We start from the raw sequence: 25,518 nt of genomic DNA, 5'->3' as shown, positions 1-25,518 counted from the left end.
AATGGTTATGGATGTGCACGGGCGCGATCTGCGCTACTTCGTCGCGGTCGCCGAGCAACTCACCTTCACCGGCGCCGCCGAACGGCTGTATGTGTCCCAGCCCGCGCTGAGCAAACAGATCCGCAAGCTCGAAAGGCAGATCGGTACCGCATTGTTCGTGCGTGGACCGCGGGCGGTCACCTTGACGGCGGCGGGTGCGGCGCTGCTGCCGCATGCGCGTCAGGTGCTCGCGGCGTGGGAGCTCGGCGAAGCCGCGGTCGCGGCCGCGAAGGCCACGCAGGCGGCGGTCCTGACGATCGGGATCAGCACGAGCCCGGGTCGTGGCATCCTGCCCGCCATCCGCTCCCGGTTCGGCACCGTGTTTCCGCACGCGAAACCGCTACTGCGCCAGTTCAGTTGGGAAGATCCGTCCGCGGGGTTGGCCGATGGGTCCAGTGATGTCGCCTTCGTCTGGTTGCCGCTCGGCCGCGCCCGCTACGACTGGCACGTGGTCGCGACGGAACCGCGGCTGGTCGCCTTGCCGAGCACCCACCGGCTCGCCACCCGCGAGCAGATCGACTTCGCGGACCTTCTCGCGGAACCCTTTCTGGCGCTACCGCATTCGGCCGGGATCCTGCGCGACTACTGGCTCGCCCTCGACGCCCGTGACGGCCGCGAACCCGTCATCGGCGCGGAGGTCTCGAGCACCGAGGAAACCTACGAGGCCCTGGTCAACGGCGACGGCGTCGTGCTGCTGGCCACCGGAAACGCACCGATGGTGACCCGCGACGGCGTGGTGTGCCGGCCGGTCACCGGGATCAGCCCCTGCGAACTGGTCCTGGCCTGGCGTCGCGACGACACCCGCCCCCTGGTCCGCGGCTATGTGGCGGCGTGCGGGCTGGCCCGGCGTGGGCGCCGGGCCGAGCCCGGTGTCACAACGGCATGAGCAGGTGTTTGCGTGGCCCTCGGATCTCGCGCTTGTCGGCGAGCAGGCGCAGGGCCTTGCGGATTTCCAGGCGGGTCCGCGACGGTTCGATCACCGCGTCGATGTAGCCGCGTTCGGCGGCGATCCACGGGGTGGCCACGGTGGTGTTGTAGAAGTCGATCATCTGCTGACGGACCTGGCCGCGCTGTTCCTCGGGGACCGCGGCCAGCTGCCGCCGCTGGGTCAACCCGACCGCCGCCTCCGCACCCATCACCGCGATGCGGGCGGTCGGCCACGCCAGGTTCACATCGCCGCCGAGCTGCTTGCAGCCCATCACGGCGTATCCACCGCCGTAGGCCTTGCGTACGACGACGGTGACGATCGGCACGGTCGCCTCGACCACCGCGTAGAAGAACCGACCGCCGCGCTTGATGACGCCGATCTTCTCCTCCTCGACCCCCGGCAGCACACCGGGTGTGTCGACGACGAACACCAGCGGCAATCCGAACGCGTCGCAGAGCCGGATGAAATGGGCCGCCTTGTCCGAGCAGCGGGCATCGATCGCGCCGCTGGACACGAGCGGCTGGTTGGCGATCACGCCGACGCTTCGCCCGTCGACGCGCGCGAAACCGGTGATGAGATTGCGGGCGGCGTTGCCACCGATCTCGTGGAAGTCGCCGTCGTCGAAGATGCGTAACAGCACGTCGTACATGTCGTAACCGGCGCGATCGGAATCCGGGATCAGCGAGTCGAGTTCGCGATCGGACTCGGTGACCTCGGGTTCGAGGCCGGGATTCACCACCGGCGCCTCGTCGAAACAACTCGACGGCATGTAGCTCAGATACGCTCGCGCCCAGTCGAAGGCGGCCCGCTCGTCGGCGGCGACGTGGTGGATGTTGCCGTTCTGTGCCTGGTTGAACGCGCCACCGAGCTCCTCGAGGGTGACCACCTCACCGGTGGTCTCGCGGATGATCTCGGGACCGGTGACGAACATGTACGCCGACTGGGTGGCGATGAGCACATCGGTGTTGATCGGCGAATACACCGCTCCCGCAGCACATTTGCCGAGCATGATCGACACTTGCGGCACCAGGCCCGACAGGCGGAGCTGGCGGCGGCTCATGGTCGCGTACCAGGCCAGCGAGGTCACCGCGTCCTGCACGCGGGCGCCGCCGGAGTCGTTGATCGCGATGAACGGGCACTGCACGTCGGCCGCGCGGTCCATGGCCATGGCGACCTTGCGCCCGAACATCTCACCGACCGACCCGCCGTACACGGTCTGGTCGTGGGCGATCACCACCACGGGGCGCCCGTCGACGGTTCCGTGCCCGGTGACCACGCCGTCGCCGTAGAGGCCGTCGCCCGGCTGCCGCACGAGGGCGCCGATTTCGACGAAACTGCCCTTGTCCAGCAGCATGTCTATCCGTTCACGCGGACTCGGTATCCCCTTGGCCGCTCGCTTGGCGACGCCGGCTTCCCCCGCCGGTTCCTGTGCCGCCACCAGATTCTGCCGCAGCTCCCGCAACTTCCCCGCGGTTGTCGACTGCCCCATGTCGCGCCCTTCCTGTCGTGGTCGAGCTCTCCTTCATCAGTGTGGTGCGAGCCTAACGCCGCCGTGACGACGGCGGCGCGGGCGGCATCAGGTGCCGGTGCGCAGCGCGATGCGCAGCTGACCGAGCAGCACCTTGGCCGCCGGGGCGAGCGGGCGATCACCTCGCCAGGCCAGCGCCAGCCTGCCGCGGATCGCCGGCTCGACGATCGGGAGCACCCGAACCCCGAATCCCGCCGCTTCCTCGGCCCCGAGCGCGGGTACCACCGCCGTGCCGAGGCCGCGTGCGGCGAGCTCGAGCAGCAGCGGGGGAGCGGCGGCCTCGAAGGCGATGTCCGGAACGAAACCCGCGGCGGTGCAGGAACGTTCGAAGATTCCGCGCAGGCCGGTGCCCCGGGGAAGGCAGATGAGGCGACGTTCGGTGAGCGCCCGCAGGGTGATGGTGTCGGCGGGTTCGTCGGATTCGGCGGCGACCGCGGCGACGAGCGGCGTCTCGAGCACCACGTCGGTGGCGATGCCGGGTCCGAGCTCGGCGCCGGTGAGGCCGACCAGGGCGAGGTCGAGGTCGTCGCGGTCGAGCGCGGCGAGCATGCGTTCGGAGGTGTCCTCGGTCAGGCTGATCGCGACACCGGGGTGGTCGTCGTGGAAGCCGGCCAGCACGCTCGCGATGTCGAACTCGTCGGCCGCCGCGCCGGAGACGGCACCCAACCGCACCCGGCCACGCAGCAATCCGCTGAACTCCTGGGCGGTCTGGTCGATGCGATCGACGGCGGCGAGGGCGGCGCGGGCGTGGTCGAGGACGGCCCGGCCCACCTCGGTCGGGGTGACGGTCCGGGCGCCGCGGTCCAGGAGCCGCTGGCCGAGTTCGCGCTCGAGCTGTTTGAGCTGCGCGCTCAGACCCGGCTGACTCAGGTGCAGGCGCTGGGCCGCCCGGGTGAAGCCGCCCTCGTCGACGACGGTCACGAAGTACCGCAGCTGCCGCAGCTCCATAATCACTGATTATAGGAGCGAGAAAAACTATCTGTTGGGCTTATTCCGCCAGGGTGAGCACAGTGGAGTCATGACTGAAACCGCCACTTTCACCGGCCCCGTCTTCACCCCGGACGACGCCGGGTACCAGCAGGAGATCGCCGGATTCCAGACCGCCTACACCCACCGGCCCGCACTCGTCGCCGGTGCCGTCCACACCGAGGATGTGCGCGCCGCCGTGGAATACGCGGCGCGGCACCGGGTTCCCCTCGCGGTGCAGGCCACCGGGCACGGCCTGTCGGTCGCCGTCGACGGCGGGGTGCTCGTCACCACCGGCCGGATGAACGCGATCACCGTCGACCCGGACAAACGAACCGCCAGGGTCGGCGCCGGTGTCCGGGCCGGCGCACTGGTCGAGGCCGCCGCCGCGCACGGGTTGGCCCCGCTGAACGGTTCGTCACCGTCGGTGGGTGTGGTCGGCTATGTGCTCGGCGGCGGTCTCGGCTTGCTCGGCCGCGAATTCGGTTACGCCGCAGACCATGTGCGCTCGATCGAACTCGTCACCGCCGACGGTCGCGTCCGCACCATCGGCCCCGCCGACGAACTGTTCACGGCGGTCCTCGGTACCGGCGGCAACTTCGGCGTGGTGACCGCCCTCGAACTCGACCTCGTGCCCGTCACCGAAATCTTTGGCGGCCAGCTGATGTTCGATACTCCGCTCGTCGACGCGGTGCTCGACACCTGGCGGCAGTGGAGTGCGACCGTGCCCGAGGAGATCACCTCCACCGTCGCCGTGCTGACCTTCCCCGACATCCCGCCGGTCCCGCAGCCGTTGCGCGGCAGGCACGTTGCCTCCATCCGGGTGGCGACCACGTTGCCCGCCGAGGCGGCCGAGCCCTTGATCGCACCGTTGCGCGCGATCGGTGACCGCCTGCGCGACGACCTGCGCACGATGCCCTACACCGAATCCCACACGGTGCACAGCGATCCCGACTTCCCGCACGCCTACGCCGCGACCAACGCGCTGCTCGCCGACCTCACCCCTGAAGCGCTGGCCGCGCTGCGGGCGCAGACCGCACCCGGCGGACCGGTCGACGCCGTGGTCGACATCCGTCATCTCGGTGGGGCGCTGCGCCGGGGGACCGCGTCGGTCGGTCATCGCGACGCCGAGTACATCGTGCGGGTCATCACCGACGCGGGCGCAGGCGACGCCGCTCCCGAAGCGCTGAACACGGTGCGAAAAGCGCTGGCGCCGTGGACGATCGGCCACAGCCTCAACTTCCTCTACGGCGCGGGCGCCGCGGCAGGCCACGAGCAGACGGCGGCGGGCTATCCCCGTGCCGATTTCGACAGGCTGCGGGCCTTGAAGACGAAGTACGACCCGCACGGCATGTTCCGCGCCAATCGCACCATCCCCGGCGCGTAACCGGCGTTGTCGCCGCAGTCTGTATCTGCTATTGTAATGATATCACTCAGATATCGGAGGATGTCATGGAACTGCGGCCCGCCTTTCGCTTCAACGGATTTGCCGTCCTACTCGGGTGGTTGGTGTCCACCCTGCTGTTCGGTGCCCTCGCGGTGCTGTCGCTGATCTCGGTGTCCCAGCACGACGGCGGCGCGCTCGCCTGGGCAGGCGCGGTGGTCGGCGTTCTCGGCGTGGTGATCGTCGCGGCGCTGGCCACCGGGCTGATCGTGGTCGACCCCAACGAGGCCAAGGTCGTCACCTTCTTCGGCCGCTACATCGGCTCGGTCAGCGAACCCGGTTTCTTCTCGGTGGTCCCGCTCAGCGACCGCAAGTCCATCTCGCTGCGGGTGCGCAACTTCGAGACCCAGAAACTGAAGGTCAACGACGCCGACGGCAACCCCGTCGAGATCGCGGCCGTGGTGGTCTACAAGGTGGTCGACAGCTTCAAGGCAGCCTTCGCGGTCGACGACTACGAGGAGTACGTCGAGACCCAGTCCGAGGCCGCGGTCCGTCACCTGGCGACCACGCATCCCTACGACGCCCACGACGACGCCCGCACCAGCCTGCGCGACGGCGCCGAGGTGGCCGAGGAACTCACCGTCGAACTGCGCGAACGCACCCTCACCGCCGGTATCGAGGTGATCGAGGCCCGCATCACCCACCTGGCCTACGCACCCGAGATCGCGCAGGCGATGCTGGTCCGGCAGCAGGCCGCGCAGGTGGTCGCCGCCCGCACCCAGATCGTCGAGGGCGCCGTCGGCATGGTCGCCCTGGCGCTCGACCGCCTGGCCGAACAGGGCACCGTCGAACTCGACGAGGAACGCAAGGCCAACATGGTCTCCAACCTGCTCGTTGTCCTCTGCGGCGACCGCGCGACGCAACCGGTCGTCAACACCGGATCCCTCTACTGAGGTCGACTGTGTCCGCGCCGAAGAGAGAACCCAAAAGGGTTCTGCTGCGGCTCGACCCGGCCGTCCACGAGGCCATCGCCAAGTGGGCGGCCGACGACCTGCGCAGCATCAACTCCCAGATCGAATACGCCCTGCGCCTCGCCCTCGAACAGGTCGGCCGAAAACCCAAGCGCGACTGAGTCGCTCGGATCGGGGCCCTCGGACGTTCGACGTGGTGATCTGTCACGGCGCCCGACCGGCCGACCTGGGCGAACACCAGGTTTCGTCTGGAACGACGCGCCGAGCCGTGCACGGCGACAACCGAACTCGACCGCGCCGGTAAATTGATCCGGTGCCCATCTCGTTCGACATTCCTGGAATGCAACAGTTGGACGACACGACCTGGGGGAATCCGGCCACTCGTGATGTCGTCGCGCTGAACTACGTCAACGGCGCACCCGATCTGCCCGCGCGGCTCGACGATCCGAAGCGGTTGCGCAGGCGGCTGGCCGAACATCACGCGCGCACCGGCTGCCTGATCGAGGCATTCGTGGTGTGGGTCGACCAGTTGCCCGCGTTGCTGCGCGTCGAGAAGACGCGGATGCCGGGTCCGCACGGTGAGCTCGTGTTCGCGGCGTCCATCGTGGTGCCCAAGGACCGCTGCTCGGCGGTGTTCCAGATCATCTGCCCGGAGACGGGGCCGCCGGGGGAGCGGGAACGTACGATCGGCAGCCGATTCCGCCGCGACGAGATGTGCCCGCCCCACCCCTACGCGCCGGGCTTGCGCGGGAAACTGCCGTACCTGCTGTCCGACGACGTCCGCTTCGACGCCGAATTCCCGCACCACGCGCTCACCAGGGCGCGCCGCTGGGTCGCCGAAACGGTGCCGAACGTCCAGGTCGCCCCGTCGTTCGCGGCTTTGCCCGACTTCTAGGCGCCAGACAGCCCGGTGCCGGCGGGCTTCTCGGTGACGAAGATGGCCGTGCCGGGGAAGATCTCCCCGCGCAACGGCGACCACTGCCCCCATTCGCGGTCGAGCCATTCCGGCCAGTCCGGTTCCACGATGTCGAGCAGGGTCAGGCCCGCGCCGACGATCTCACGCACCCGGTCACCGATCGTGCGGTGGTGCTCGACATAGGTCGGCACGCCCTCGCTGTCGACCTCTACATAGGGCGTGCGGTCGAAATACGGGATACGGGCCACCAGACCGGCCTCACCCGGATCGTCGGGAAAGATCCAGCGCATCGGGTGATTCACCGAGAACACCCACCGCCCGCCCGGCCTGAGCACCCGCGCCACTTCGCGCATCACCCGCGCCGAATCGGCGACGAACGGCACCCCGCCGAACGCCGAACAGGCCAGATCGAAGGATTCGTCCGCGAACGGCAGCGCCTCCGCGCCCGCCTGGACCAGCGGCACCCGCGGTCCGCCCTGCTCCATCGCGGCCATCCCGCGCGCGAGCATCCCCATCGACACATCCAGCCCGACCGGATGCGCGCCCTGCCCCGCCAGCCAGCGCGAACACGGCGCCGAGCCGCACCCGATCTCGAGCACCCGCTTGCCCGTCACGTCGCCCAGAAAATGCATGTCGCCCTCGTGCAGCCCCTCCGGGCACCACACGAACTCGCCGCCGGGGGAGTCGACACCGAGGAAATCGGCGTGGGTCTGGTGGTACTGGTCGGCGTCGGCGTCCCACCAGCGCCTGCTGGCGCGTTCGCTGTCGGCCGAGCCGATCCTGGTTCGGGTGGTCGCCGCGGTTCCCAGCAGCGCGTTCGCCTGCGCATGGCGTTCGTCATCGGACACGGCGCCAAGGGTATCGGCGGGAACGGGGGGTGGTTTGCCCGGCTGGAACACCCTCGCGTACGCTGAGGCACGCGAGTGTCTTTCGAGGAACCTCTCACGAGGAACGCTGTGCGCCGGGGTTGATGCGTACAGTATCCGATGACGGAGTCGCCCGTGCTGAGTTTGATCAGCGGCAATGTCGGCGGTCCGTGCGATACTTGTTCGGTCCCTCGTCGCCTCGTCGCGGTGATCTCGCAGCGTACCGAAAGTTCCAATGTCCGCAACCGACCACAATCCGTCCGGAGCAAACCCACATATGCCCACCACCGTCACCTCGCCGCAGGTAGCCGTCAACGACATCGGCTCCGCCGAGGATTTCCTCGCCGCCATCGACGCCACGATCAAGTACTTCAACGATGGCGACATCGTCGAGGGAACCATCGTCAAGGTCGATCGTGACGAGGTCCTGCTCGACATCGGTTACAAGACCGAAGGCGTCATCCCCTCCCGTGAACTCTCCATCAAACACGATGTCGACCCGAACGAGGTCGTTTCCGTGGGCGATGCGGTCGAGGCCCTGGTTCTCACCAAGGAGGACAAGGAAGGCCGCCTGATCCTGTCGAAGAAGCGGGCTCAGTACGAGCGCGCGTGGGGCACGATCGAGGAGCTCAAGGAGAAGGACGAGGCCGTCAAGGGCACCGTCATCGAGGTCGTCAAGGGCGGCCTGATCCTCGACATCGGTCTCCGTGGCTTCCTGCCCGCCTCGCTCGTCGAGATGCGTCGTGTCCGCGACCTCCAGCCGTACGTCGGCAAGGAGATCGAGGCCAAGATCATCGAGCTCGACAAGAACCGCAACAACGTGGTCCTGTCGCGTCGCGCCTGGCTCGAGCAGACCCAGTCCGAGGTCCGCAGCGAGTTCCTGCACCAGCTGCAGAAGGGCCAGGTCCGCAAGGGTGTGGTCTCCTCGATCGTCAACTTCGGTGCCTTCGTGGACCTGGGCGGCGTCGACGGCCTGGTGCACGTCTCCGAGCTGTCCTGGAAGCACATCGACCACCCGTCCGAGGTCGTCGAGGTCGGCAACGAGGTCACCGTCGAGGTTCTCGACGTCGACCTGGACCGCGAGCGCGTCTCCCTGTCGCTCAAGGCGACCCAGGAAGACCCGTGGCGTCAGTTCGCCCGGACCCACGCCATCGGCCAGATCGTGCCCGGCAAGGTCACCAAGCTGGTTCCCTTCGGTGCCTTCGTGCGCGTCGAAGAGGGCATCGAGGGCCTGGTGCACATCTCCGAGCTGGCCGAGCGCCACGTGGAGGTCCCGGACCAGGTCGTGGCCGTCGGCGACGACGCGATGGTCAAGGTCATCGACATCGACCTGGAGCGTCGCCGGATCTCGCTGTCGCTGAAGCAGGCGAACGAGGACTACCACGCCGAGTTCGACCCGTCGAAGTACGGCATGGCCGACAGCTACGACGAAGCGGGCAACTACATCTTCCCCGAGGGCTTCGATCCCGAGACCAACGAATGGCTCGAGGGCTTCGACAAGCAGCGTGAAGAGTGGGAAGGCCGCTACGCCGAGGCCGAGCGTCGCCACAAGATGCACACCGCTCAGATGGAGAAGATGGCTGCCGACGCGGCTGCCGAAGCCGCCGCGGGCGGTCCGGCCGCCGGCAACTACTCCTCCGAGAGCGGCAACGCCACGCAGGCCACCTCCGGTCCTGCCGAGTCCACCGGCGGTTCGCTCGCCAGTGACGCGCAGCTGGCGGCTCTGCGGGAGAAGCTCAGCGGTAACGCCTGAGTGAGCGGCAACGCCTGATTCAGGTAGAGCAACACAGTCGAAGGCCCCGGTCCACACGGACCGGGGCCTTCGGCCTTTCCGGCCCGTCGATCACGCGGGCCGTGCACGACAACGAGCCCACCCGTTCGCAACGGGTGGGCTCGGGTGGTCGGTGTTCAGTTCGCGGCGGCGGGCACCCAGTAGGTGGCACCCATGCTGGTGCGCTTGCGCATCGCGGCGAAACTGTGTCTGGCGGGCGAGATCAGAGCGGTGAACCAGGACCGGCGATATTCGGCGAGAGTCGCTGCCACAGCAGGGAATTCAACGCAGTGCACACCGCCGGGCATGCCGAGGCGGTGGCGAGCCGTCCGGTGTTGTGTGGTGCCCATGATCATCCTTCGCTCGCTGGTGATTGGCCTTCTCGCCTGCGCGAAGGTTAGTCGACGCGACGCGCCCGGCCCCGGATTTGCCGCCGCCGCATATCGGCGTGTCGGGAACACCTGACCTGCTCCGGGCGCGGGGATGCGAGACTTGGCCCATGTTGCGGATCGGCCTCACCGGAGGCATGGGAGCGGGTAAGTCCACAGTGGCGCGGACCATGGTCGAGTTGGGGGCGGTGGTGATCGACTCCGATGCCATCGCCCGCGAGGTCGTCGCGCCGGGAACGCCGGGTCTGGCCGCGCTCGTCGCCGAGTTCGGTGACGCGATCCTGGCCGAGGATGGCAGCCTCGACCGGCCCGCGCTGGCGGCGGTGGCCTTCGCCGACGACACCTCACGCGGCAAGCTCAACGCCATCACCCATCCGCTGGTCGGCGCCCGCACGGCCGAACTCATCGGCGCCGCACCCGCCGACGCCATTGTGGTACAAGACATTCCACTGCTGGTGGAGAACGGGCTCGCTCCGCTCATGCAGCTGGTGGTCGTGGTCGGCGCCGATGTGGAGACCCGCTTGCGCAGGCTGGTCGAGCAGCGCGGTGTCGCCGAGGCCGACGCGCTGGCCAGGATCGCCGCGCAGGCCACCGACGAGCAGCGGCACGCCGTGGCCGACGTGTGGCTGGACAACAACGGCGCCCCCGGCGCGGTCGAGGAACAGGTGCGGGCGCTGTGGGAGCATCGGCTCGTCCCGTTCGAACGCAATCAGCGCGAGGGGGTGCGGACTCGGGCGGAGTACCGGTTGGTGCCGCACGACCCGGAGTGGGGCGCGCAGGCCCGCCGGATCATCGCCCGGCTGCACCTGGTGTGCGGTGCGGCGGCGGTGCGTATCGACCATGTCGGTTCGACGGCGGTGAGCGGGCTGCCCGCCAAGGACCTCATCGACATCCAGGTGACTGTGGCCGACCTGGAAACCGCTGACGCACTGGCAGATTCACTGGCAGCCGCGGGATTCCCGCGCGCGGTCGGCATCACGCACGACAACCCCAAGCCCACGCCCGAGGATCCGGCGGGCACCGACGTGGACCTGTGGGCAAAACGCTTGCACGGCAACGCGGATCCCGGCCGACCGGCGAATATCCATCTGCGCGTGCGGGATTCGCCCGGCCAGCGGCTCGCGCTCGACTTCCGCGACTGGCTGCGGGCGGAGGAGGACGTGCGGACGGAGTATCTGGAGATCAAGCGGACGGCCGAACGGGCGGCGGCGGGGAAGTCGGGCGAGGCGGCGGGCGAGGCCTATTACGCGGTGAAGGAACCGTGGTTCGACGTGGTCTACCCGAGGGTCGGTGAGTGGGCTCGCGCCCGCGCGTAACCCCGGTCGGCATCTGTTAAACATCAATGTTTCAAAAACTGTCCGTAGTGGACGGCGCGCTGGTTACATTGTGGCGAGTCACTACCGGGTGACTCGATTCACAGGGAAGTTGTAGCGCGTATGACAACACATCACCGTCTCGGCCGTGCGGGCTTCGGCATCACCGCGTTCGGCGCTGTCGCCGCCACCATCGTGCTGGCCGCCCCGCAGGCCTCGGCCTGGGTGGGCAACCTCAGCGTCGCGGGCACCGATCACAAGGTCGGGTGCAGCTACAAGCTGACGGCCAGCGTCGAGGTCGACAGGCTGACCTCGGTGAAGTTCACCGACAACGGCCGCGACATCGGCACTGTCTCCCCCTCGTTGCTCTCCGGCACGGTGAGCATGACCTGGAAGCCGACCACGACGGGCCAGCACAAGCTCGAGGCGCGGCAGCTGCTGATCAGCGACTCGATCACCGTCACCGTCGGTGAGGCGGCCGCGACCGGCAGCGCAGGCTGCGGTGGTGGCCTCGGCGACCTGCTCGGCAGCGGTTCGGCAGGCTGATCGATGGCGAAACCGCCCGCGACTGTCCGGTCGCGGGCGGTTTCGTCGTTTCAGCGCCAGGTCAGGGTCATGCCGAGGGTGGCGAGCCACGCCTCGAGCGAGTACCCGTGCGCGGCGATCCCGTCGACCGCCGCGACCGCGTGTTCGATCGCCGCCTGAGCCTGTTCGGCATCGAGCAGGCCGTCGGTCTGCGCGGCGAGCAGTTCGTCGATGTCGACCAGGCGCACATCGCGGCCCGTGCGGACCAGGAGGTCCAGGTAGTGGTCCACCGAGCGCCACAGCGTCGGGGAGTCCCTGGTGAAGACGCCGACATCGACGTACACGTCCTGCCACTGCTCGATGCCCGGGTTGTACCAGAGTTTGGACGCGCGCAGCGACAGACTCGGCAGCAGCCACGATTCCAGATAGTGGAAGCTGGCGTGGTCGGAGTGCCGCCCCATGTAGAGGCCCCACGGCTCCTCCCGGTAGACCTCGACCGGTCGTACGAAACCCTTCGGGTCGGTGTTGGTCTTGGCCGCCACGTCGAACAGCTCGATTTTGGGCGGGTGCACGTGCACGGTCGAGGCCTGGGTCATGTGCGCAGAATCTACCGGCACGCGGGCAGGTGTGCCGCTCGCTTTCGCGCCGGGACAAATCTGTCGGTGGCTGCGCCTAACCTGGTGTGCATGGCATTCGCAACCGAGATCCCGGCCGAAGGGTACGAAGAGCGGGGGCACCCGCTCGCGCATTCGGAGCACCGCCCGGTCGGTGAGATCGAGCGCAAGGGTGGCCGCTTCGAGGTGGTCAGCCCGCATCAGCCGGCAGGCGATCAGCCCGCCGCCATCGCCGAGCTCGAGCGCCGCATCAACGCGGGGGAGAAGGACGTGGTGCTGCTCGGTGCCACCGGCACCGGCAAGTCGGCGACCACCGCCTGGCTGATCGAGAAGCTGCAGCGGCCCACCCTGATGCTCGCGCCGAACAAGACCCTCGCGGCCCAGCTGGCCAACGAACTGCGGGAGATGTTGCCGCACAACGCCGTCGAGTACTTCGTCTCGTACTACGACTACTACCAGCCCGAGGCCTACATCGCCCAGACCGACACCTACATCGAGAAGGACAGCTCGATCAACGACGACGTCGAGCGGCTGCGGCACTCGGCGACTTCCAGCCTGCTGTCGCGTCGCGATGTGGTGGTTGTCGCGTCGGTGTCGTGCATCTACGGTCTCGGTACTCCGCAGTCCTATCTCGACCGTTCGGTGCAGCTCGAGGTCGGCGGCGAGATCGACCGCGACGCGCTGCTGCGGCTGCTGGTCGACGTGCAGTACACCCGCAACGACATGGCGTTCACGCGTGGGTCGTTCCGGGTGCGTGGCGACACCGTCGAGATCATTCCCTCCTACGAGGAGCTCGCGGTCCGCATCGAGTTCTTCGGTGACGAGATCGAGGCGCTGTACTACCTGCACCCGCTCACCGGCGATGTGGTCCGGCAGGTCGACTCGCTGCGTATCTTCCCCGCCACCCACTACGTGGCGGGCCCGGAGCGCATGGAGAAGGCCGTCGCCGCCATCGAGGAGGAGCTGGCCGCCCGCCTGGCCGAGCTCGAGGGCCAGGGCAAACTGCTAGAGGCGCAGCGTTTGCGCATGCGCACCGAATACGACCTGGAGATGATTCGCCAGGTCGGGTTCTGCTCGGGCATCGAGAACTATTCGCGGCACATCGACGGTCGCCCCGCCGGGTCGGCGCCCGCCACCCTGCTCGACTACTTCCCCGACGACTTCCTGCTGGTCATCGACGAATCCCACGTCACCGTCCCGCAGATCGGCGGCATGTACGAGGGCGATATGTCGCGCAAGCGCAACCTCGTCGAATTCGGGTTCCGACTGCCTTCGGCGGTCGACAACCGCCCGCTCACCTGGGAGGAGTTCGCCGACCGGATCGGGCAGGCGGTATATCTGTCGGCTACGCCCGGCCCGTACGAGCTCGGTCAGGTGGGCGGTGAGGTCGTCGAACAGGTCATCCGCCCGACCGGTCTCGTCGACCCGCAGGTCGTGGTGAAACCGACCAAGGGCCAGATCGACGACCTGGTACACGAGATCCGGCAGCGCACCGAGCGCGACGAGCGCGTGCTCGTCACCACGCTCACCAAGAAGATGTCCGAGGACCTCACCGACTACCTGCTCGGGCTCGGGGTCCGGGTGCGGTACCTGCACTCGGAGATCGACACCCTGCGCCGCGTGGAACTGCTGCGTCAGCTGCGCCTCGGCGAATACGACGTGCTCGTCGGCATCAACCTGCTGCGCGAGGGCCTCGACCTGCCCGAGGTGTCGCTGGTGGCGATCCTCGACGCCGACAAGGAGGGCTTCCTCCGGTCGAGCACCAGCCTCATCCAGACCATCGGCCGCGCGGCCCGCAACGTGTCGGGTGAAGTGCACATGTACGCCGACAAGATCACCGACTCGATGCGCCACGCCATCGACGAGACCGACCGCCGCCGCGCCAAGCAGATCGCCTACAACGAGGCCAACGGCATCGACCCGCAGCCCCTGCGCAAGAAGATCGCCGACATCCTCGACCAGGTGTACCTGGAAGCGGGTGACGAGGTGGCCGTCGGTGGTTCCGGCCGCAATGTCAGCCGTGGCAGGCGCGCCCAGGGCGAACCCGGCCGTGCGGTGAGCGCGGGCATCTACGCCGAACGCGACGTGAAGTCGATGCCGCGCGCCGAACTGGCCGACCTCGTCGCCTCCCTCACCGACCAGATGATGAATGCCGCCCGCGAACTGCAGTTCGAGCTGGCAGGCCGCTTACGTGACGAAATCGCCGACCTGAAGAAGGAACTGCGCGGAATGGACGCTGCGGGGTTGAGCTGAGGATGGCGACGCGCCGCGGGCCGCTAGGTGGACTGAGTCGCCATCCAGGCGGCTACGCGTCGGTCGGCCTCCTCTCGGGAGACGTCCTCGACGCGGGTCATCACGGCCCAGCGGTGGCCGAACGGATCGATGATCACGCCGTAGCGGTCGCCGGTGACGAAGGTCTGGGTTTCCTCGACGACGCGGGCGCCGCGGGCGACGGCACGCGCGAGCGCCTCGTCGACATCGGGGCAGTAGTGCACGATCGAGGTGTGTACCCAGCCCTCGGGGGCGCGAACGCTGTTGTCGGGCAGCGGGATTCCGAGCTGCAGGGTGGAATCGCCGATGAGCAGCTCCGCGTGGACGGGCCTGCCCTCGGCATCGTCGGCGCGGCTGAGCACCTTCGCGCCGAAGACCTCGGAGTAGAAGTCGATGGCCGCCTCGCCGTCGGCGACGGCCAGGAAACAGGCGATGGAGTGGTAGCCCTCGGGGATGGGTGCAACGTTCATGGTTTCGATCCTGCTCACCCGGCGCTCGCCGGTCTTGTAAGAACGCGACATCGGCGATGACGAGCGGCGATCTCGACGACGCTAAGGGGATCCTGCTCCCGCGCGAGCAGGCCAGACACCGCTCGCTGCGGCGGCTCGAGGTGGGTCCCGCGCTGGCGGAATTCGCCGACCGGTACTGGGTGGTGCGCTGGGATCTGCGTGGCAGGCCCGCGTTCCGTGCCGAGGTGCTGTCGTTTCCGTGCGTGAACGTCACCTTCGAACGCAGCAGCACCCGTACCGGCGGATTCGTGAACGGTGTGTGCACCACCAAGTACGTGCGCGATCTCGACGGCGAGGGCGAGACATTCGGAATGCGTTTCCGCCCCGGCGGTTTCGGAGCCTTCACCGGATGTGATGTCGGTGTCTTACGCGACGGTTCGGCGCTGCTCACCGAGGTGCTGCCTGAAGCGGCGGGGCTGGCCGAGCGGGTACTGGCCGAACCGTCCGACGAGAACCGGGTCGGGATCGTCGAGGAATTCTTCGGCGGCCGTGGCGGTGCCGACGACCCGCAGTTCGCGCTGGTGTCGCGCATCGTGACGGCGATGGAGCGGGATCCCGAGCTCACACGCGTGGACCAGGTCACCGAACGGTTCGCGGTGCCCATGCGCACCGTGCAGCGGTTGTTCCGCCGCTATGTGGGCGCCGGCCCGAAATGGGTGCTGTGCCGGTTCCGGTTGCAGGACGCCGCCGATCTGCTCGCCCACTCCGACCCGGATCTGGCCGAGTTGGCCACCGGTCTCGGCTATTTCGATCAGGCGCATTTCAGCCGGGAATTCACCGCGCAGATCGGGATGCCGCCCCGCGAATACGCGCGCCGCGCCCGCGCGGTGGACGCGGCCGCCGCAACGCTGTGAACGGGCACGGTACCGGCGGTGTTGTGACGAAAATCCCAGGCCCGCAGCGGCGTTGATAGTGTTGTGATCTGCCACAATTTCGTCGGCTCACCGTTCGATCGGCGCAGGTGAATGCCGACGGCGGCGCCCATAATCCGGCACCGCCGGACAAAGTGACCCAACACTCCCGGTGTGATCTGTTGCGAATTGTCGATAAATCGGCGCGTTGTGGCGTTATGGTCGACGCAATTGCCGCGCCGATGCTCGATTCCCGGGTCGTTCGGCGCTGCACCGACCAAGTTGGAGGAGAGATGACCGCCTACCGGACCATTGTCGTCGGTACTGATGGCTCGGATTCGTCGTACGTCGCGGTGGAGAAGGCTGCGGCGCTCGCTGCCGACGCGGACGCGACTCTCGTGCTGGCCTGCGCCTACTTCCCGACCGATGATCGCGATGTCGCCGCCGCCGCCGATGTGCTCAAGGACGAGGCCTACCAGGTCCGTGGCTCCGCGCCGACCAACGAGATCCTGCACGTCGCCCGCGAGAAGGCGGTGGCCGCCGGTGCGAAGAACATCGTCGAGCGCGCCATCGTCGGCGAGCCGGTGGATTCCCTGCTCGAGCTGATCAAGGAGACCAAGGCCGACCTGCTCGTCGTCGGTAACCGTGGCCTCAACACCCTCACCGGCCGCCTGCTCGGCTCCGTCCCCTCGGACGTGGCCCGCAAGTCCCGCTCGGACGTCCTGATCGTCCACACGGTGCGGTAGTACTGGTCGGACGAGAAGTGCCGGTGCCCGCTGGGGTACCGGCACTTCGTCTTTTCAGGCCAGTGCCGAGAGCACCTCGGGGAGCTCTTCGGTGTGCACCACCGAGAGCCGCTGGGTGGCACGGGTGAGCGCGACGTAGAGGTCGTTGAGGCCGCGCGGGGACTCCTTGACGATGGCCTGTGGTTCCACCAGGTAGACGCGGTCGAACTCCAGGCCCTTGGCGTCGTGAACCGTGAGGACCTGCACCGATTCGCCTGCCAGCGGGGACAATTCGGGAACGAGAGCGGCGGGGGCGAGGACGGCGGCGGTGCCGGGGGCCTGCTCGGCGGCGATCAGCCGGGCCAGTTGGTCCTGTACTTCCGCAGGCGAAACACGATGTGCGCGAGGGGGATTGCCGGTTTCGCGGACCGAGCGCGGTGCCTGGGCGGTGGGATCGATGGCGGCGAGGACGTCGGCGGCCACGGCCATGATCTCCGCGGGCGTGCGGTAGTTGACCGTAAGCTCGGTGAGCTTCCAGCGTTTGGCCACATAGGGTTCCAGCACCCGCTGCCACGACGACGCGCCCGCCGGGTCGCCGGTCTGGGCGACGTCGCCGACGACGGTGATCCAGCGATTCGGGATGCGGCGCATCACCATTCGCCACGCCATCTCCGACAGTTCCTGCGCCTCGTCGACGATCACGTGCCCGTAGGTCCAGGTGCGGTCGCCCGCGGCGCGTTCGGCGGTGGTCTGCCGGTTGCCGAACTCCTGGCGCTGGGCCAGCTGGGAGGCGTCGATCAGGTCGTAGGCCATGAGGATCTCGGGGTCGAGTTCGTCCTCGATGTCCTGGGGTGCGGAACCGGTGAGGATGTCGAGTGCGTCCTGGGCCTCGGCCAGCTGCGCGCGCCACCGGCGGCGGGCCCGTTCACGCTCCTCGGTGTCGTCCACGCCGAGCAGTTCGGCGAGTTCGTCGAGCAGCGGTGCGTCGGCGGCGGAGAACGTGCCGTCGTCGGGGCGGACGAGTTCGGCGCGGTCCTCGGGGCTCAGCGACTTGGCGGCGCGGTCGAGCCGGGCCGGGTCGGCGAGCAGATCGGCCAGGACCTCCTGGGGGGAGAGAACCGGCCACAGCGCGCTGATCGCGGCCTGCACCTGCGGGTCGGCGCGCATCTCGTCACCGATCTCGCTCAGATCGGCCGAGCTGAGCAGGCTGGTGCCGCCGGACAGGTCTGCGCCCATCGTCGCGGCCAGCTGATCGGTGAGCGCGTCGATCACCGACGACGCGAAGATCGGCCGCGCGAGATTGTGCGGACGGCGCGAGGAACGAGCCCGGCCACGCGCCCGGGTCGCGATCTTGCGGTCCAGCAGCACCGGGTAACCGTCGAAGGTGAGCCGCACCGGCTCGGCGGGCACCTCCTGCCGGTCGCGCACCGCCTGCTTGAGCACCTCGAGCATGTCGAGCGAACCCTTGATCTCACCCGCGCGCAGCGAATCCTCGCGGACCGCCTTCACCCCCGGATACAGGTCGCCGATGGTGGACAGCAGCACACCGGTCTCACCGAGCGAGGGCAGCACCTGCCCGATGTAGTCGAGGAAGGTGGCGTTCGGGCCGATGATGAGCACACCACTCTTGGCGAGCTGCTGGCGGAAGGTGTAGAGCAGGTAGGCGGCCCGGTGCAGCGCCACCGCCGTCTTGCCGGTGCCGGGACCGCCCTGCACCACGAGCACACTCTTGTGCTCGGAGCGGATGATCGCGTCCTGTTCGCTCTGGATCGTCTCGACGATGTCGTTCATGTGCCCGGTGCGGGCCGCGTTCAGCGCGGCGAGCAGGGCGCTCTCGCCGCCCACGCCGTCGTCGGTACCCACCGCGCCGTCGCGTTCGGCGGCGCCCAGGTCGAGGTACTCGTCGTTGATCGCGGTGACCGTGCGGTTACGCGAGCGGATGTGACGGCGGCGGACCACGTTCTCGGGATTGGCGGTGGTCGCCAGGTAGAACGGGCGCGCCAGGGGAGCGCGCCAGTCCAGGAGCAGCGGCTCGTAGTCGTTGTCCTCGTCGAGGATGCCGAGGCGCCCGATGTAGCGGGCGGCGTCCTCGGTGGCGTCCAGGTCGATGCGGCCGAAGCACAGACCGTGCTCGGCGGCGTCGTATTTGGCCAGGTCTTCGCTGTAGAGCGCGGTGAACGACTCGCGTTCGCTGCGCGCCTGCGGGGTGCCGCCCGCTTCCAGCAGCACGGTCTTGAGCCGGTTCTGCGCGTAGTCGCGCATGGCGTCGAGGCGGTCGTAGAGCACCGTGAGGTACTGCTGTTCCTGTTCGATCTCGCGGCCGCGCCCGCCCTGGTCGGCGGTGGCGCGGTCGTCGGCGAGGCGGTCGGGCAAAACAGGACTCCTTTGTCACCGCGTTGAGAACAGAGTTGTCGAGTCTACTTGCCCCCGGACGGCGGCGCGCCCGTCGCGGGGAAGACTTCGTCACCGGTCACCGGCGTGAAGTGCTCGACCTCCGGGAAAGGCTCATAGAAGTGATGTAACAGCGCACGCCAGCGCTGATATTCCGGCGACCCGCGAAACCCCTCGGTGTGATCGCTCAGCCGCGCCCACCGCACCAGCAGCAGATAGGTGTCGGGCCGCTCCACGCACCGTGACAACGACAGCCCGCCGAAGCCGGGCATACCGGCGATGATCGGGTAGGCCTGCGCGAAGGCCGCTTCGAAGGCGGCGGCGGAACCGGGACGGACAGGCAGCAGGGCGTGTTCGACGATCACGCCGACCAGTTTGTCAGGACGCGTGCGTGGTGTGGTTGCGGCGACCGGAGGGCTTGTCGCGGTACATGGCCAGATCGGCGTCGTGCAGTACGGCTTCGGGAGTGCGGCGCTCGTGCGGGCCGAGTTCGGTGACGCCGATCGAGGCGCTGACTTCGAGACGGTGCCCGCTCGCGATGATCGGCTCGGCCATGGTGACGCGCAGCCGTTCGATCAGGCGGGGCAGATCGGTGCGCTGCGGTTGCCCGGCGAGCAGCACGAGGAACTCGTCCCCACCGAGCCTGCCGACCAAGTCCTCGGCGCGCAGCGCGCGTTGCAGGCGCTGGGCGACGATCTGCAGGACCGTGTCGCCGATGGCGTGGCCGAGAGTGTCGTTGATCGCCTTGAAGCCGTCGAGATCGATGAACAGCACGGTGGTGACCAGGGCGCCGCCCTCGTCGGCCAGTGCCGCCGACAACTGCGACAGGATCAGCGACCGGTTCGCCAGTCCCGTCAGCGCGTCGTGGGTGGCCTGGTACTCGAGCTGCATCTTGCTTGCCCGGTATTCGGTGACATCGGCGAACGACGAAACCCCCGCCGAGTCCGGGCTGTCGGGATTGAGCAGCCGGCAGTTACACGACAGCCACACCTGCTGGCCGTCGGCCCGGCGCACCCCGAACACGAACCGCGTCACCGGTTCGCCGGTCGTCAACGTGTGCGCCATCGGATGCCTGCCAACGGGCAGCGGCTGACCCTCCCAGTCGATCATCGTGACGGGCAGCTCGTCGAAACGCGCACCGAGGACCGGCGCGGAGTCGGCGATGCCGAGGATGCGCCTGCCCGCCGGATTGATCGATTCGAGCCTGCCCCGCCGGTCGACGACCAGCACACCCTCCTCGAGCTGGGAGACCACGGTGGTGAAGTACGCCTCGGCCTGCCGTGCGGAGGCCTCGGCGGCCCGCTGCGCGGTCAGGTCGTGCACCACCACCTGATAGGCCAGTTCGCCCTGCCAGGCCGTGAGCACCGACACCGTCTGCACGGGCACCTTCTGCCCGTCGATGCGCAACAGGTCCATTTCGGTCGGCGGTGACGCCGCGCCCTCGGCGGTGAGCTGGGCGATCCGGTCGAGCATCGCCGGAATGGAGTCGGGATGCACGAAATGGGTGATCCGCAATCCGAGCAGGTCCTCGGCCGTGTGCGCGCCGAGCAGTCGCACCATCGCCGGGTTCACGTAGACGATGACGCCCGCCTCGTGCACGCAGATGGCATCGGGAGTGTGCTCGACCAGCGAGCGGTACCGCTGCGCGAGCAGCTCGGCGTTCGCCGCGTCGGTGTTGGGTTTTCTCACTGCGATACCCCCGATCTCGGCCTGGTCTTCGGATGACACACCGGACTATCGTGGTGACCCTCGACGAGATCCGCGAGGAGCGACGTGAGACCGGAAGGACGTCCCGGCGGCATGGCCCACCGAGTCGATTCTATGTCGATCGGTGGTATCGGTGTGGTCTCCGGCTACGGCTGGGGGCGTGAACAATTGTTTCAGGGGGTGCTGGGGGGAAAACCGGCCGCCGGTCTGTATCCGGGTTACGGGCCGGGACGTGACGAGCACGCCTGGGTCGGCCGGATTCCGGACGGCGGCGACCCGGCGCACGGTCGCGGATTGTTCGGGCGCGCCGTGGTCGCCTCGGCCGCCGAGGCGGTGGCCGACGCCCGCGCGCGTGGCTGGCGCGCCGAGGGCCGAACGGTCGGCCTGGTGCACGCCATCACCCTCGGCGACGTGGCCGACTGGCGCGATTTCTATCTGCGTGACGGCGGGCACCGCCGCTCCCGCGACTACCTGCCGATGCTGCCCTCGACCCCCATCTCGGTGGTGATGCAGCAGTACGGCTTCCACGGCCCAGCCATGAACGTGTCGGCGGCGTGCAGCTCCGGCAATGTCGCCGTGCTCACGGCGCGGCAGTGGCGCGACGCGGGCCTGGTGGACGACGTGCTGTGCGTGAGCACCGACCTGTCGGCCACCCCGGAGATGCTCGAGCATTTCGTCGGGATGGGCGCGGCCGTGTCCGATGTGGACCCGTTCACCGCGTGCCGCCCGTTCCAGGAGGGCAGCCTGGGGTTCGTGATGGCGGAGGCGTCGGTGGCGATGCTGCTCACCGACGCGGTGGATCAGCCCTACGCGCGGGTGCTCGGCGGTGCCATGAACAACGACGCCTACCACGTGGTCTCGGTCGAGCCGACGCACGAGCAGTACCTCGAATGCGTCCGGAAAGCATTGCGCGACAGTGGGGTAGCCGCATCGGAGGTGAACTACGTGAACGCGCACGGCACCGGCACCCGTCAGTGCGACGCCGCTGAACGCGACGTGCTCACCACCGTTTTCGACGACCAACCGTCGATCATCTCGGTCAAGCCGCTCACCGGTCACTGCCAGGGCGCCGCGGCGGCCGTCGAACTGGCACTGATCGCGCTGTCCTACGACACCGGCGTCGTCGCGTCGGCACCGGTCGTCGCGCCTGCGCATCCGCGATTGCTCGACGGGCCGACACCGATGCGCGGTGGTCTCACCGTGAATCTGTCGATGGGGATGGGCGGCAACAACTCCGCTCTCGTCGTCGGTCCGGCCTGAGGTTCAGTCCTCGCCCGCCTCCGGCCCGCCCGCCAGGGCGAAACCGCCGGTGGTCGGTTGGTCCTGCGGGAGCGGAACCGCCCAGCGCAGTCGCGTGCCCGGCATTTCCGAATGGTCGCCGTCGGCGTCGGCTCGCACCGCGGGCGCGATCTGGAACCGGCCGCCCGCCTCCAGTGCGCGCTGCTCGAGATTGCGCAGCCCGCTGCGGATGACGTGATTAGGGATGCCCCACCCGTTGTCGCTCACGGTGATCGTGAGATCGTCGGCCACCTCGATCACGATCGCCACGGTGTCGGCGCCGGAGTGACGCACCGCGTTGCTCACCGCCTCGCGCACAACGGCTTCGGCGTGATCGGCCAGTTGCGGGTCGAGCACCGAGAGCGGACCCGATACCTGGATGGTCGCGCGCATCGCGATGTCGGCGGTCTGGCGCCGGATCGCCAGTTCGAGCCGCTGTTGTAACCCCTCGCTGTGGCCCGAACCGCTGGCGTGCAGGTCGAAGATGGAGGTGCGGATCTCCTGCACCACCTCCTGCAGATCCATGATCACCGTCGAAAGCCGTTGCCGCACTTCGGGAACCACCGCCTTGGGCATGGTGGCCTGCACGGTGAGGCCGATCGCGAACAGGCGCTGGATCACATGGTCGTGCAGGTCGCGGGCGATGCGGTCGCGGTCGGCGACGATATCGAGCTCACGCATCCGCCGTTGCGCGTCGGCCAGGCGCACCGCCAGCGCCGCCTGGTCGCAGAACGCGGCGGTGAGTTCGAGCATCTCGTCGGAGTAGGGCGCGAAGCCGGGTGGGCGGATGGTCACCAGCACGCCGAGCGTGGCGTCGGGTGTGCACAGCGGAAGGACGAGAGCCGGTCCGGCACCGGGCAATTCGGCGACCGGGAAGTCGACGCCGAGGACGACCTCGGACACGTCGTCGAAGCGCAGCGGTGTTCGCCTGCTGAAGGCGTCGCCGAGTACTGTGCCCGCGATCGGGATCGTCTGCCAGTCCTGGCCTGCGTCGGGGCCGGTCCACTGGGTGACGACCAATTCGCCGACCTCACCCGGGGATTCGTCCGGCACCGGTACCGAGGCCAGAAACGCCTGGTGCGAACCGGTCAGCCCGCGGGCGTGGTCGACCACATGGGCGAGTACCCGGTCGGATTCGGTGCCCGCCAGGAATTCGGTGGCGATGTCGCGCGTCGCCTCGATCCAGGCCTGCCTGGTGCGCGCCTGCTCGTAGAGGCGCGCGTTGTCGACCGCGATACCCGCCGCCGCGGCCAGCGCGAGGACGAGCACCTCGTCCTCCTCGGTGAACGGTTGCCCGTCGGACTTCTCGGTCAGGTACAGGCTGCCGAACACCTCGTCCCGGATGCGCACGGGGACACCGAGAAACGAGTGCATCGGCGGGTGGCCGGGCGGGAAACCCACCGACGACTCGTGCTCGGTGAGATCGGCGAGCCGCAGCGGTGCCTTCTCCGCGAACACGGCGCCGAGCACGCCGCGGCCAGCCGGTAATCGCCCGATCCGGTCGCGGATGTGTTCGGGCATACCCTCATCGATGAACTGCGCCACCTGCTGCCCGTGTCCGCGGACCGCGAGCGCGCCGTAGCGGGCGTCGACCAGGTTCATCGCCGTGCGCACCATGGTGCGCAGGGTTTCGTCGAGATCGAGGCCCGCGGTGACCGTGAGCATGGCCTCGACCAGGCCGTCCATCCGGTCTCGCGAGCCGATCATCACCTCGACCCGGTCGGCCACCTCACCGAGCAGGGCGCGTAGGCGCTGCTGAGACGCGGTGCGGCCCGCCGAATATCGGCCGCTCCGACCGTCATTCGCCATCGCCGTATCCCGTCGCCGCCCACCTTCGTACCGAGTCAGGAGAAGTCTAGTCCTCGAGGTTGGGGACTTTCGGCCCTTCTACCGCACCGCGCACAGTGGTGGCATAGGGCAGCGGGGGGACGCCGGATCGAGAAGTGGGGCAAGAGATGTATTCGTTGTCGAGCACCCAGCACTGGACTACCGCCGCCGACCCCGAGCTCGCGGTGACCACCCGTGGCGAGGTACCGGCTCAAGACGTCACCCGCGCGGTGCGTGCCATCACCCGCGTGATGCGGCGCCATCATCTCGACAGTCCGGCACGGGTGCGCGTCACCGCTCCGCGCGGAAACGACGAGCCGACCCTCGTGCAGGCCAACATCCGCACCAACGACACCCTCACCCGCGTGCAGGTCACCGGGCCGGGCGGGTTCGCGGTGACGTTCGCCGCCGAACGCCTGGATCGTCAGCTGGCGCGCCGCGCGGGTAAGGAAGCACGTGGCGCCTGGCCCGACCCGGCCCGGCGCCCGCTGGCCCAGGTCACCGAGACCCGCCCGATCATCCGCCGCAAGGACTGCGCGTTGATGACCGGTACCCCGCTGGAAGCCAGCACTGTCCTGGACGCGATGGATTACGACGCGTATCTGTTCACCGACGCCGATACCGGCGAGGACGCCATCGTCACCTGGGCCGACCCGCACGGCGTGCGCCTGGCCCGCCAGCACCGCACCGTCGCCGCGGGCGACTCGGCGCACCTGCCGCTCACCGCCAGCGCCATGCCGGTGCGGGTGGTGAAGGACGCGGCCCCGGTCTATGCCGAGGACGAGGCATCGGACGTGCTGTGCCGTGGCGGCCTGCCGTATCTGTTCTTCACCGACAGTCACAGCGGCCGGGGCAACCTGCTCTACCGCCGCTACGACGGGGACCTGACCATCGTCGTCCCGTCCTGATTTCTACGGTTCGCGCAGCTTGGTCGCCAGCACCGCGGCCTGGGTGCGGCGTTCGACGCCGAGTTTGGCCAGCAGGCGCGAGACGTAGTTCTTGACCGTCTTCTCGGCCAGGAACATGCGGGCCGCGATCTGACGATTGGTCAGCCCCTCGCCGAGGAGTTCGAGCAGCCGCCGTTCCTGGTCGGTCAGACCCGCGAGGGGACCGGTCGGTTCGGTGCTGCGGCGCAGCCGGGCGCGCAGCGCGTCGGCCGCGCGAGTGTCGAGCAGGGAGTGACCGGCGCCGACCTGCTTGATCGCGTCGGCCAGCTTCATCCCGTCGATGTTCTTCACCACATATCCGCTGGCACCGGCCAGGATGGCGTCGAGCATGGCGTGCTCGTCGGAGAACGAGGTGAGGATCAGGCAGCGCAGGTCCTCGAACTCGGCCAGCAGATTGCGGCACAGCTCGATGCCGTTGCCGTCGGGTAATCGGACATCGAGCACCGCCACATCGGGCCGGGTCTCCCTGATCCGCACCATCGCCTCGGCCACGCCACCTGCCTGACCGATCACAGTGAGTTCAGGATCACCCTCGAGCAGATCGATCAACCCGCGCCGCACGATCTCGTGGTCGTCGACCAGAAACACCTCGAGCACGGCGGCCCCTTCATCACGTAGAACGTCCCCCCTGTTCGGTCCAACATAATCCGCCCGCCCGAATCCTGTGCAGAGACAGACAATCGCCCACCCAAATCCTGTGCGCAGACAGCAAACTCGCTCACCCAAAGTCCGCCATGACCGCATTCCCAGCCCCGCACGACCCGACCTCGAGGAGGGTCCGCCGCGAAGCGGCGTAGCGGCC

24 protein-coding genes are annotated in these 25,518 nt (G+C 68.6%); 13 read left to right on the top strand and 11 right to left on the bottom strand.

Annotation, left to right across the window (positions count from 1 at the left end; translation table 11 throughout):
- Positions 1-7 precede the first annotated feature (7 nt).
- Positions 8-925: a LysR family transcriptional regulator gene (locus ACSVDM_RS29190; RefSeq protein ID WP_439268956.1), complete on the top strand. Its 918-nt coding sequence runs from the start codon at positions 8-10 to the stop codon at positions 923-925.
- Here ACSVDM_RS29190 and ACSVDM_RS29185 read toward each other — a convergent pair.
- Positions 912-2,456 carry an acyl-CoA carboxylase subunit beta gene (locus ACSVDM_RS29185; protein ID WP_439268955.1) on the bottom strand — a complete coding sequence of 515 codons (1,545 nt, stop codon included), beginning with the start codon at positions 2,454-2,456 and terminating at the stop codon, positions 912-914. The two genes, ACSVDM_RS29190 and ACSVDM_RS29185, sit on opposite strands and share 14 nt — an antisense overlap.
- A gap of 87 nt (positions 2,457-2,543) precedes the next feature.
- The gene (locus ACSVDM_RS29180; protein ID WP_439268954.1) at positions 2,544-3,443 is read right to left on the bottom strand and encodes a LysR family transcriptional regulator; all 900 of its coding nucleotides are present in this window, start codon (positions 3,441-3,443) and stop codon (positions 2,544-2,546) included.
- Between the two features lie 70 nt (positions 3,444-3,513).
- Here ACSVDM_RS29180 and ACSVDM_RS29175 point away from each other — a divergent pair, with 70 nt between their 5' ends.
- The 4 genes from ACSVDM_RS29175 (at position 3,514) to ACSVDM_RS29160 (ending at position 6,711) form a co-directional block, all read left to right on the top strand.
- Positions 3,514-4,848, top strand: coding sequence for an FAD-binding oxidoreductase (locus ACSVDM_RS29175; protein WP_439268953.1), 1,335 nt, complete (start codon positions 3,514-3,516; stop codon positions 4,846-4,848).
- A 65-nt stretch (positions 4,849-4,913) separates the two neighbouring features.
- On the top strand, positions 4,914-5,798 hold the full coding sequence (locus ACSVDM_RS29170; protein WP_439268952.1) for an SPFH domain-containing protein: 885 nt from the start codon (positions 4,914-4,916) through the stop codon (positions 5,796-5,798).
- 8 nt (positions 5,799-5,806) lie between these two features.
- Positions 5,807-5,977: a hypothetical protein gene (locus ACSVDM_RS29165; protein WP_439268951.1), complete on the top strand. Its 171-nt coding sequence runs from the start codon at positions 5,807-5,809 to the stop codon at positions 5,975-5,977.
- A 179-nt stretch (positions 5,978-6,156) separates the two neighbouring features.
- A complete protein-coding gene (locus ACSVDM_RS29160) occupies positions 6,157-6,711 on the top strand; it encodes a hypothetical protein (RefSeq protein ID WP_067644619.1) in 555 nt (184 codons plus the stop codon).
- Here the strand turns inward: ACSVDM_RS29160 and ACSVDM_RS29155 are convergent.
- Positions 6,708-7,580: a methyltransferase domain-containing protein gene (locus tag ACSVDM_RS29155; protein WP_439268950.1), complete on the bottom strand. Its 873-nt coding sequence runs from the start codon at positions 7,578-7,580 to the stop codon at positions 6,708-6,710. The genes ACSVDM_RS29160 and ACSVDM_RS29155 overlap by 4 nt on opposite strands.
- Positions 7,581-7,875: 295 nt before the next feature.
- Between ACSVDM_RS29155 and rpsA the strand changes: the two genes are divergently transcribed.
- Positions 7,876-9,351, top strand: coding sequence for a 30S ribosomal protein S1 (gene rpsA / locus ACSVDM_RS29150; protein WP_067498011.1), 1,476 nt, complete (start codon positions 7,876-7,878; stop codon positions 9,349-9,351).
- A gap of 155 nt (positions 9,352-9,506) precedes the next feature.
- Here the strand turns inward: rpsA and ACSVDM_RS29145 are convergent, their stop codons facing one another.
- Positions 9,507-9,719, bottom strand: a complete 213-nt coding sequence (locus ACSVDM_RS29145; protein ID WP_067498193.1) for a hypothetical protein — start codon at positions 9,717-9,719, stop codon at positions 9,507-9,509.
- Positions 9,720-9,868: 149 nt separating this feature from the next.
- On the opposite strand from ACSVDM_RS29145, the gene coaE reads away from it, so the two are divergent.
- Together coaE and ACSVDM_RS29135 are read left to right on the top strand one after the other, a co-directional pair.
- Complete coding sequence (gene coaE, locus ACSVDM_RS29140) at positions 9,869-11,074, top strand: dephospho-CoA kinase (RefSeq protein ID WP_439268949.1); 1,206 nt, start codon at positions 9,869-9,871, stop codon at positions 11,072-11,074.
- A 120-nt stretch (positions 11,075-11,194) separates the two neighbouring features.
- Positions 11,195-11,617: a hypothetical protein gene (locus ACSVDM_RS29135; protein ID WP_181697694.1), complete on the top strand. Its 423-nt coding sequence runs from the start codon at positions 11,195-11,197 to the stop codon at positions 11,615-11,617.
- Between the two features lie 50 nt (positions 11,618-11,667).
- Here the strand turns inward: ACSVDM_RS29135 and ACSVDM_RS29130 are convergent, their stop codons facing one another.
- On the bottom strand, positions 11,668-12,192 hold the full coding sequence (locus ACSVDM_RS29130) for a DUF402 domain-containing protein (RefSeq protein ID WP_067498001.1): 525 nt from the start codon (positions 12,190-12,192) through the stop codon (positions 11,668-11,670).
- A gap of 90 nt (positions 12,193-12,282) precedes the next feature.
- On the opposite strand from ACSVDM_RS29130, the gene uvrB reads away from it, so the two are divergent.
- Complete coding sequence (uvrB, locus tag ACSVDM_RS29125) at positions 12,283-14,463, top strand: excinuclease ABC subunit UvrB (RefSeq protein WP_067497998.1); 2,181 nt, start codon at positions 12,283-12,285, stop codon at positions 14,461-14,463.
- Positions 14,464-14,486: 23 nt separating this feature from the next.
- Here the strand turns inward: uvrB and ACSVDM_RS29120 are convergent, their stop codons facing one another.
- Entirely contained in the window at positions 14,487-14,951 is a 465-nt protein-coding gene (locus tag ACSVDM_RS29120) for a VOC family protein (RefSeq protein ID WP_439268948.1), read from the bottom strand.
- 56 nt (positions 14,952-15,007) lie between these two features.
- Here ACSVDM_RS29120 and ACSVDM_RS29115 point away from each other — a divergent pair, with 56 nt between their 5' ends.
- Both ACSVDM_RS29115 and ACSVDM_RS29110 read left to right on the top strand, forming a co-directional pair.
- Positions 15,008-15,844: a DUF6597 domain-containing transcriptional factor gene (locus ACSVDM_RS29115; protein ID WP_439268946.1), complete on the top strand. Its 837-nt coding sequence runs from the start codon at positions 15,008-15,010 to the stop codon at positions 15,842-15,844.
- A gap of 290 nt (positions 15,845-16,134) precedes the next feature.
- On the top strand, positions 16,135-16,587 hold the full coding sequence (locus ACSVDM_RS29110; protein WP_067498187.1) for a universal stress protein: 453 nt from the start codon (positions 16,135-16,137) through the stop codon (positions 16,585-16,587).
- Between the two features lie 54 nt (positions 16,588-16,641).
- Here the strand turns inward: ACSVDM_RS29110 and ACSVDM_RS29105 are convergent, their stop codons facing one another.
- The 3 genes from ACSVDM_RS29105 to ACSVDM_RS29095 are packed head-to-tail and all read right to left on the bottom strand — an operon-like array spanning position 16,642 to position 20,646.
- Entirely contained in the window at positions 16,642-18,939 is a 2,298-nt protein-coding gene (locus ACSVDM_RS29105) for a HelD family protein (RefSeq protein WP_439268944.1), read from the bottom strand.
- A gap of 44 nt (positions 18,940-18,983) precedes the next feature.
- The gene (locus ACSVDM_RS29100) at positions 18,984-19,322 is read right to left on the bottom strand and encodes an antibiotic biosynthesis monooxygenase family protein (protein ID WP_439268942.1); all 339 of its coding nucleotides are present in this window, start codon (positions 19,320-19,322) and stop codon (positions 18,984-18,986) included.
- 13 nt (positions 19,323-19,335) lie between these two features.
- Positions 19,336-20,646 (bottom strand): diguanylate cyclase domain-containing protein, encoded by a 1,311-nt coding sequence (locus ACSVDM_RS29095; RefSeq protein ID WP_439268941.1) that lies wholly within the window; start codon positions 20,644-20,646, stop codon positions 19,336-19,338.
- 132 nt (positions 20,647-20,778) lie between these two features.
- Here ACSVDM_RS29095 and ACSVDM_RS29090 point away from each other — a divergent pair, with 132 nt between their 5' ends.
- Entirely contained in the window at positions 20,779-21,924 is a 1,146-nt protein-coding gene (locus ACSVDM_RS29090; protein ID WP_439268939.1) for a beta-ketoacyl synthase N-terminal-like domain-containing protein, read from the top strand.
- Between the two features lie 3 nt (positions 21,925-21,927).
- On the opposite strand, the gene ACSVDM_RS29085 is transcribed toward ACSVDM_RS29090, so the two are convergent.
- Positions 21,928-23,751 (bottom strand): GAF domain-containing protein, encoded by a 1,824-nt coding sequence (locus ACSVDM_RS29085; protein WP_439268938.1) that lies wholly within the window; start codon positions 23,749-23,751, stop codon positions 21,928-21,930.
- 146 nt (positions 23,752-23,897) lie between these two features.
- On the opposite strand from ACSVDM_RS29085, the gene ACSVDM_RS29080 reads away from it, so the two are divergent.
- On the top strand, positions 23,898-24,677 hold the full coding sequence (locus ACSVDM_RS29080; RefSeq protein WP_439268937.1) for a sigma 54 modulation/S30EA ribosomal C-terminal domain-containing protein: 780 nt from the start codon (positions 23,898-23,900) through the stop codon (positions 24,675-24,677).
- 3 nt (positions 24,678-24,680) lie between these two features.
- Here ACSVDM_RS29080 and ACSVDM_RS29075 read toward each other — a convergent pair whose 3' ends face one another.
- Positions 24,681-25,313, bottom strand: coding sequence for a response regulator transcription factor (locus ACSVDM_RS29075; protein WP_067498562.1), 633 nt, complete (start codon positions 25,311-25,313; stop codon positions 24,681-24,683).
- Between the last annotated feature and the right edge of the window lie 205 nt (positions 25,314-25,518).

The sequence above is a fragment of the Nocardia sp. JW2 genome, from assembly GCF_051843015.1.
In the GTDB taxonomy this organism is placed as follows: Bacteria; Actinomycetota; Actinomycetes; order Mycobacteriales; family Mycobacteriaceae; genus Nocardia; species Nocardia coubleae.
This window is presented reverse-complemented; position numbering and strand designations above follow the sequence as displayed.

Excerpts from the sequence above, each read along its gene's own strand:
- uvrB (WP_067497998.1), top strand. The coding sequence starts at position 12,283 with ATGGCATTCGCAACCGAGATCCCGGCCGAAGGGTACGAAGAGCGGGGG.
- ACSVDM_RS29170 (WP_439268952.1), top strand. The coding sequence starts at position 4,914 with ATGGAACTGCGGCCCGCCTTTCGCTTCAACGGATTTGCCGTCCTACTC.
- coaE (WP_439268949.1), top strand. The coding sequence starts at position 9,869 with ATGTTGCGGATCGGCCTCACCGGAGGCATGGGAGCGGGTAAGTCCACA.
- ACSVDM_RS29185 (WP_439268955.1), bottom strand. The coding sequence starts at position 2,456 with ATGGGGCAGTCGACAACCGCGGGGAAGTTGCGGGAGCTGCGGCAGAAT.
- ACSVDM_RS29175 (WP_439268953.1), top strand. The coding sequence starts at position 3,514 with ATGACTGAAACCGCCACTTTCACCGGCCCCGTCTTCACCCCGGACGAC.
- ACSVDM_RS29145 (WP_067498193.1), bottom strand. The coding sequence starts at position 9,719 with ATGGGCACCACACAACACCGGACGGCTCGCCACCGCCTCGGCATGCCC.
- ACSVDM_RS29115 (WP_439268946.1), top strand. The coding sequence starts at position 15,008 with ATGACGAGCGGCGATCTCGACGACGCTAAGGGGATCCTGCTCCCGCGC.
- ACSVDM_RS29085 (WP_439268938.1), bottom strand. The coding sequence starts at position 23,751 with ATGGCGAATGACGGTCGGAGCGGCCGATATTCGGCGGGCCGCACCGCG.
- ACSVDM_RS29120 (WP_439268948.1), bottom strand. The coding sequence starts at position 14,951 with ATGAACGTTGCACCCATCCCCGAGGGCTACCACTCCATCGCCTGTTTC.
- rpsA (WP_067498011.1), top strand. The coding sequence starts at position 7,876 with ATGCCCACCACCGTCACCTCGCCGCAGGTAGCCGTCAACGACATCGGC.
- ACSVDM_RS29160 (WP_067644619.1), top strand. The coding sequence starts at position 6,157 with ATGCAACAGTTGGACGACACGACCTGGGGGAATCCGGCCACTCGTGAT.
- ACSVDM_RS29180 (WP_439268954.1), bottom strand. The coding sequence starts at position 3,443 with ATGGAGCTGCGGCAGCTGCGGTACTTCGTGACCGTCGTCGACGAGGGC.
- ACSVDM_RS29080 (WP_439268937.1), top strand. The coding sequence starts at position 23,898 with ATGTATTCGTTGTCGAGCACCCAGCACTGGACTACCGCCGCCGACCCC.
- ACSVDM_RS29110 (WP_067498187.1), top strand. The coding sequence starts at position 16,135 with ATGACCGCCTACCGGACCATTGTCGTCGGTACTGATGGCTCGGATTCG.
- ACSVDM_RS29090 (WP_439268939.1), top strand. The coding sequence starts at position 20,779 with ATGTCGATCGGTGGTATCGGTGTGGTCTCCGGCTACGGCTGGGGGCGT.
- ACSVDM_RS29135 (WP_181697694.1), top strand. The coding sequence starts at position 11,195 with ATGACAACACATCACCGTCTCGGCCGTGCGGGCTTCGGCATCACCGCG.
- ACSVDM_RS29130 (WP_067498001.1), bottom strand. The coding sequence starts at position 12,192 with ATGACCCAGGCCTCGACCGTGCACGTGCACCCGCCCAAAATCGAGCTG.
- ACSVDM_RS29190 (WP_439268956.1), top strand. The coding sequence starts at position 8 with ATGGATGTGCACGGGCGCGATCTGCGCTACTTCGTCGCGGTCGCCGAG.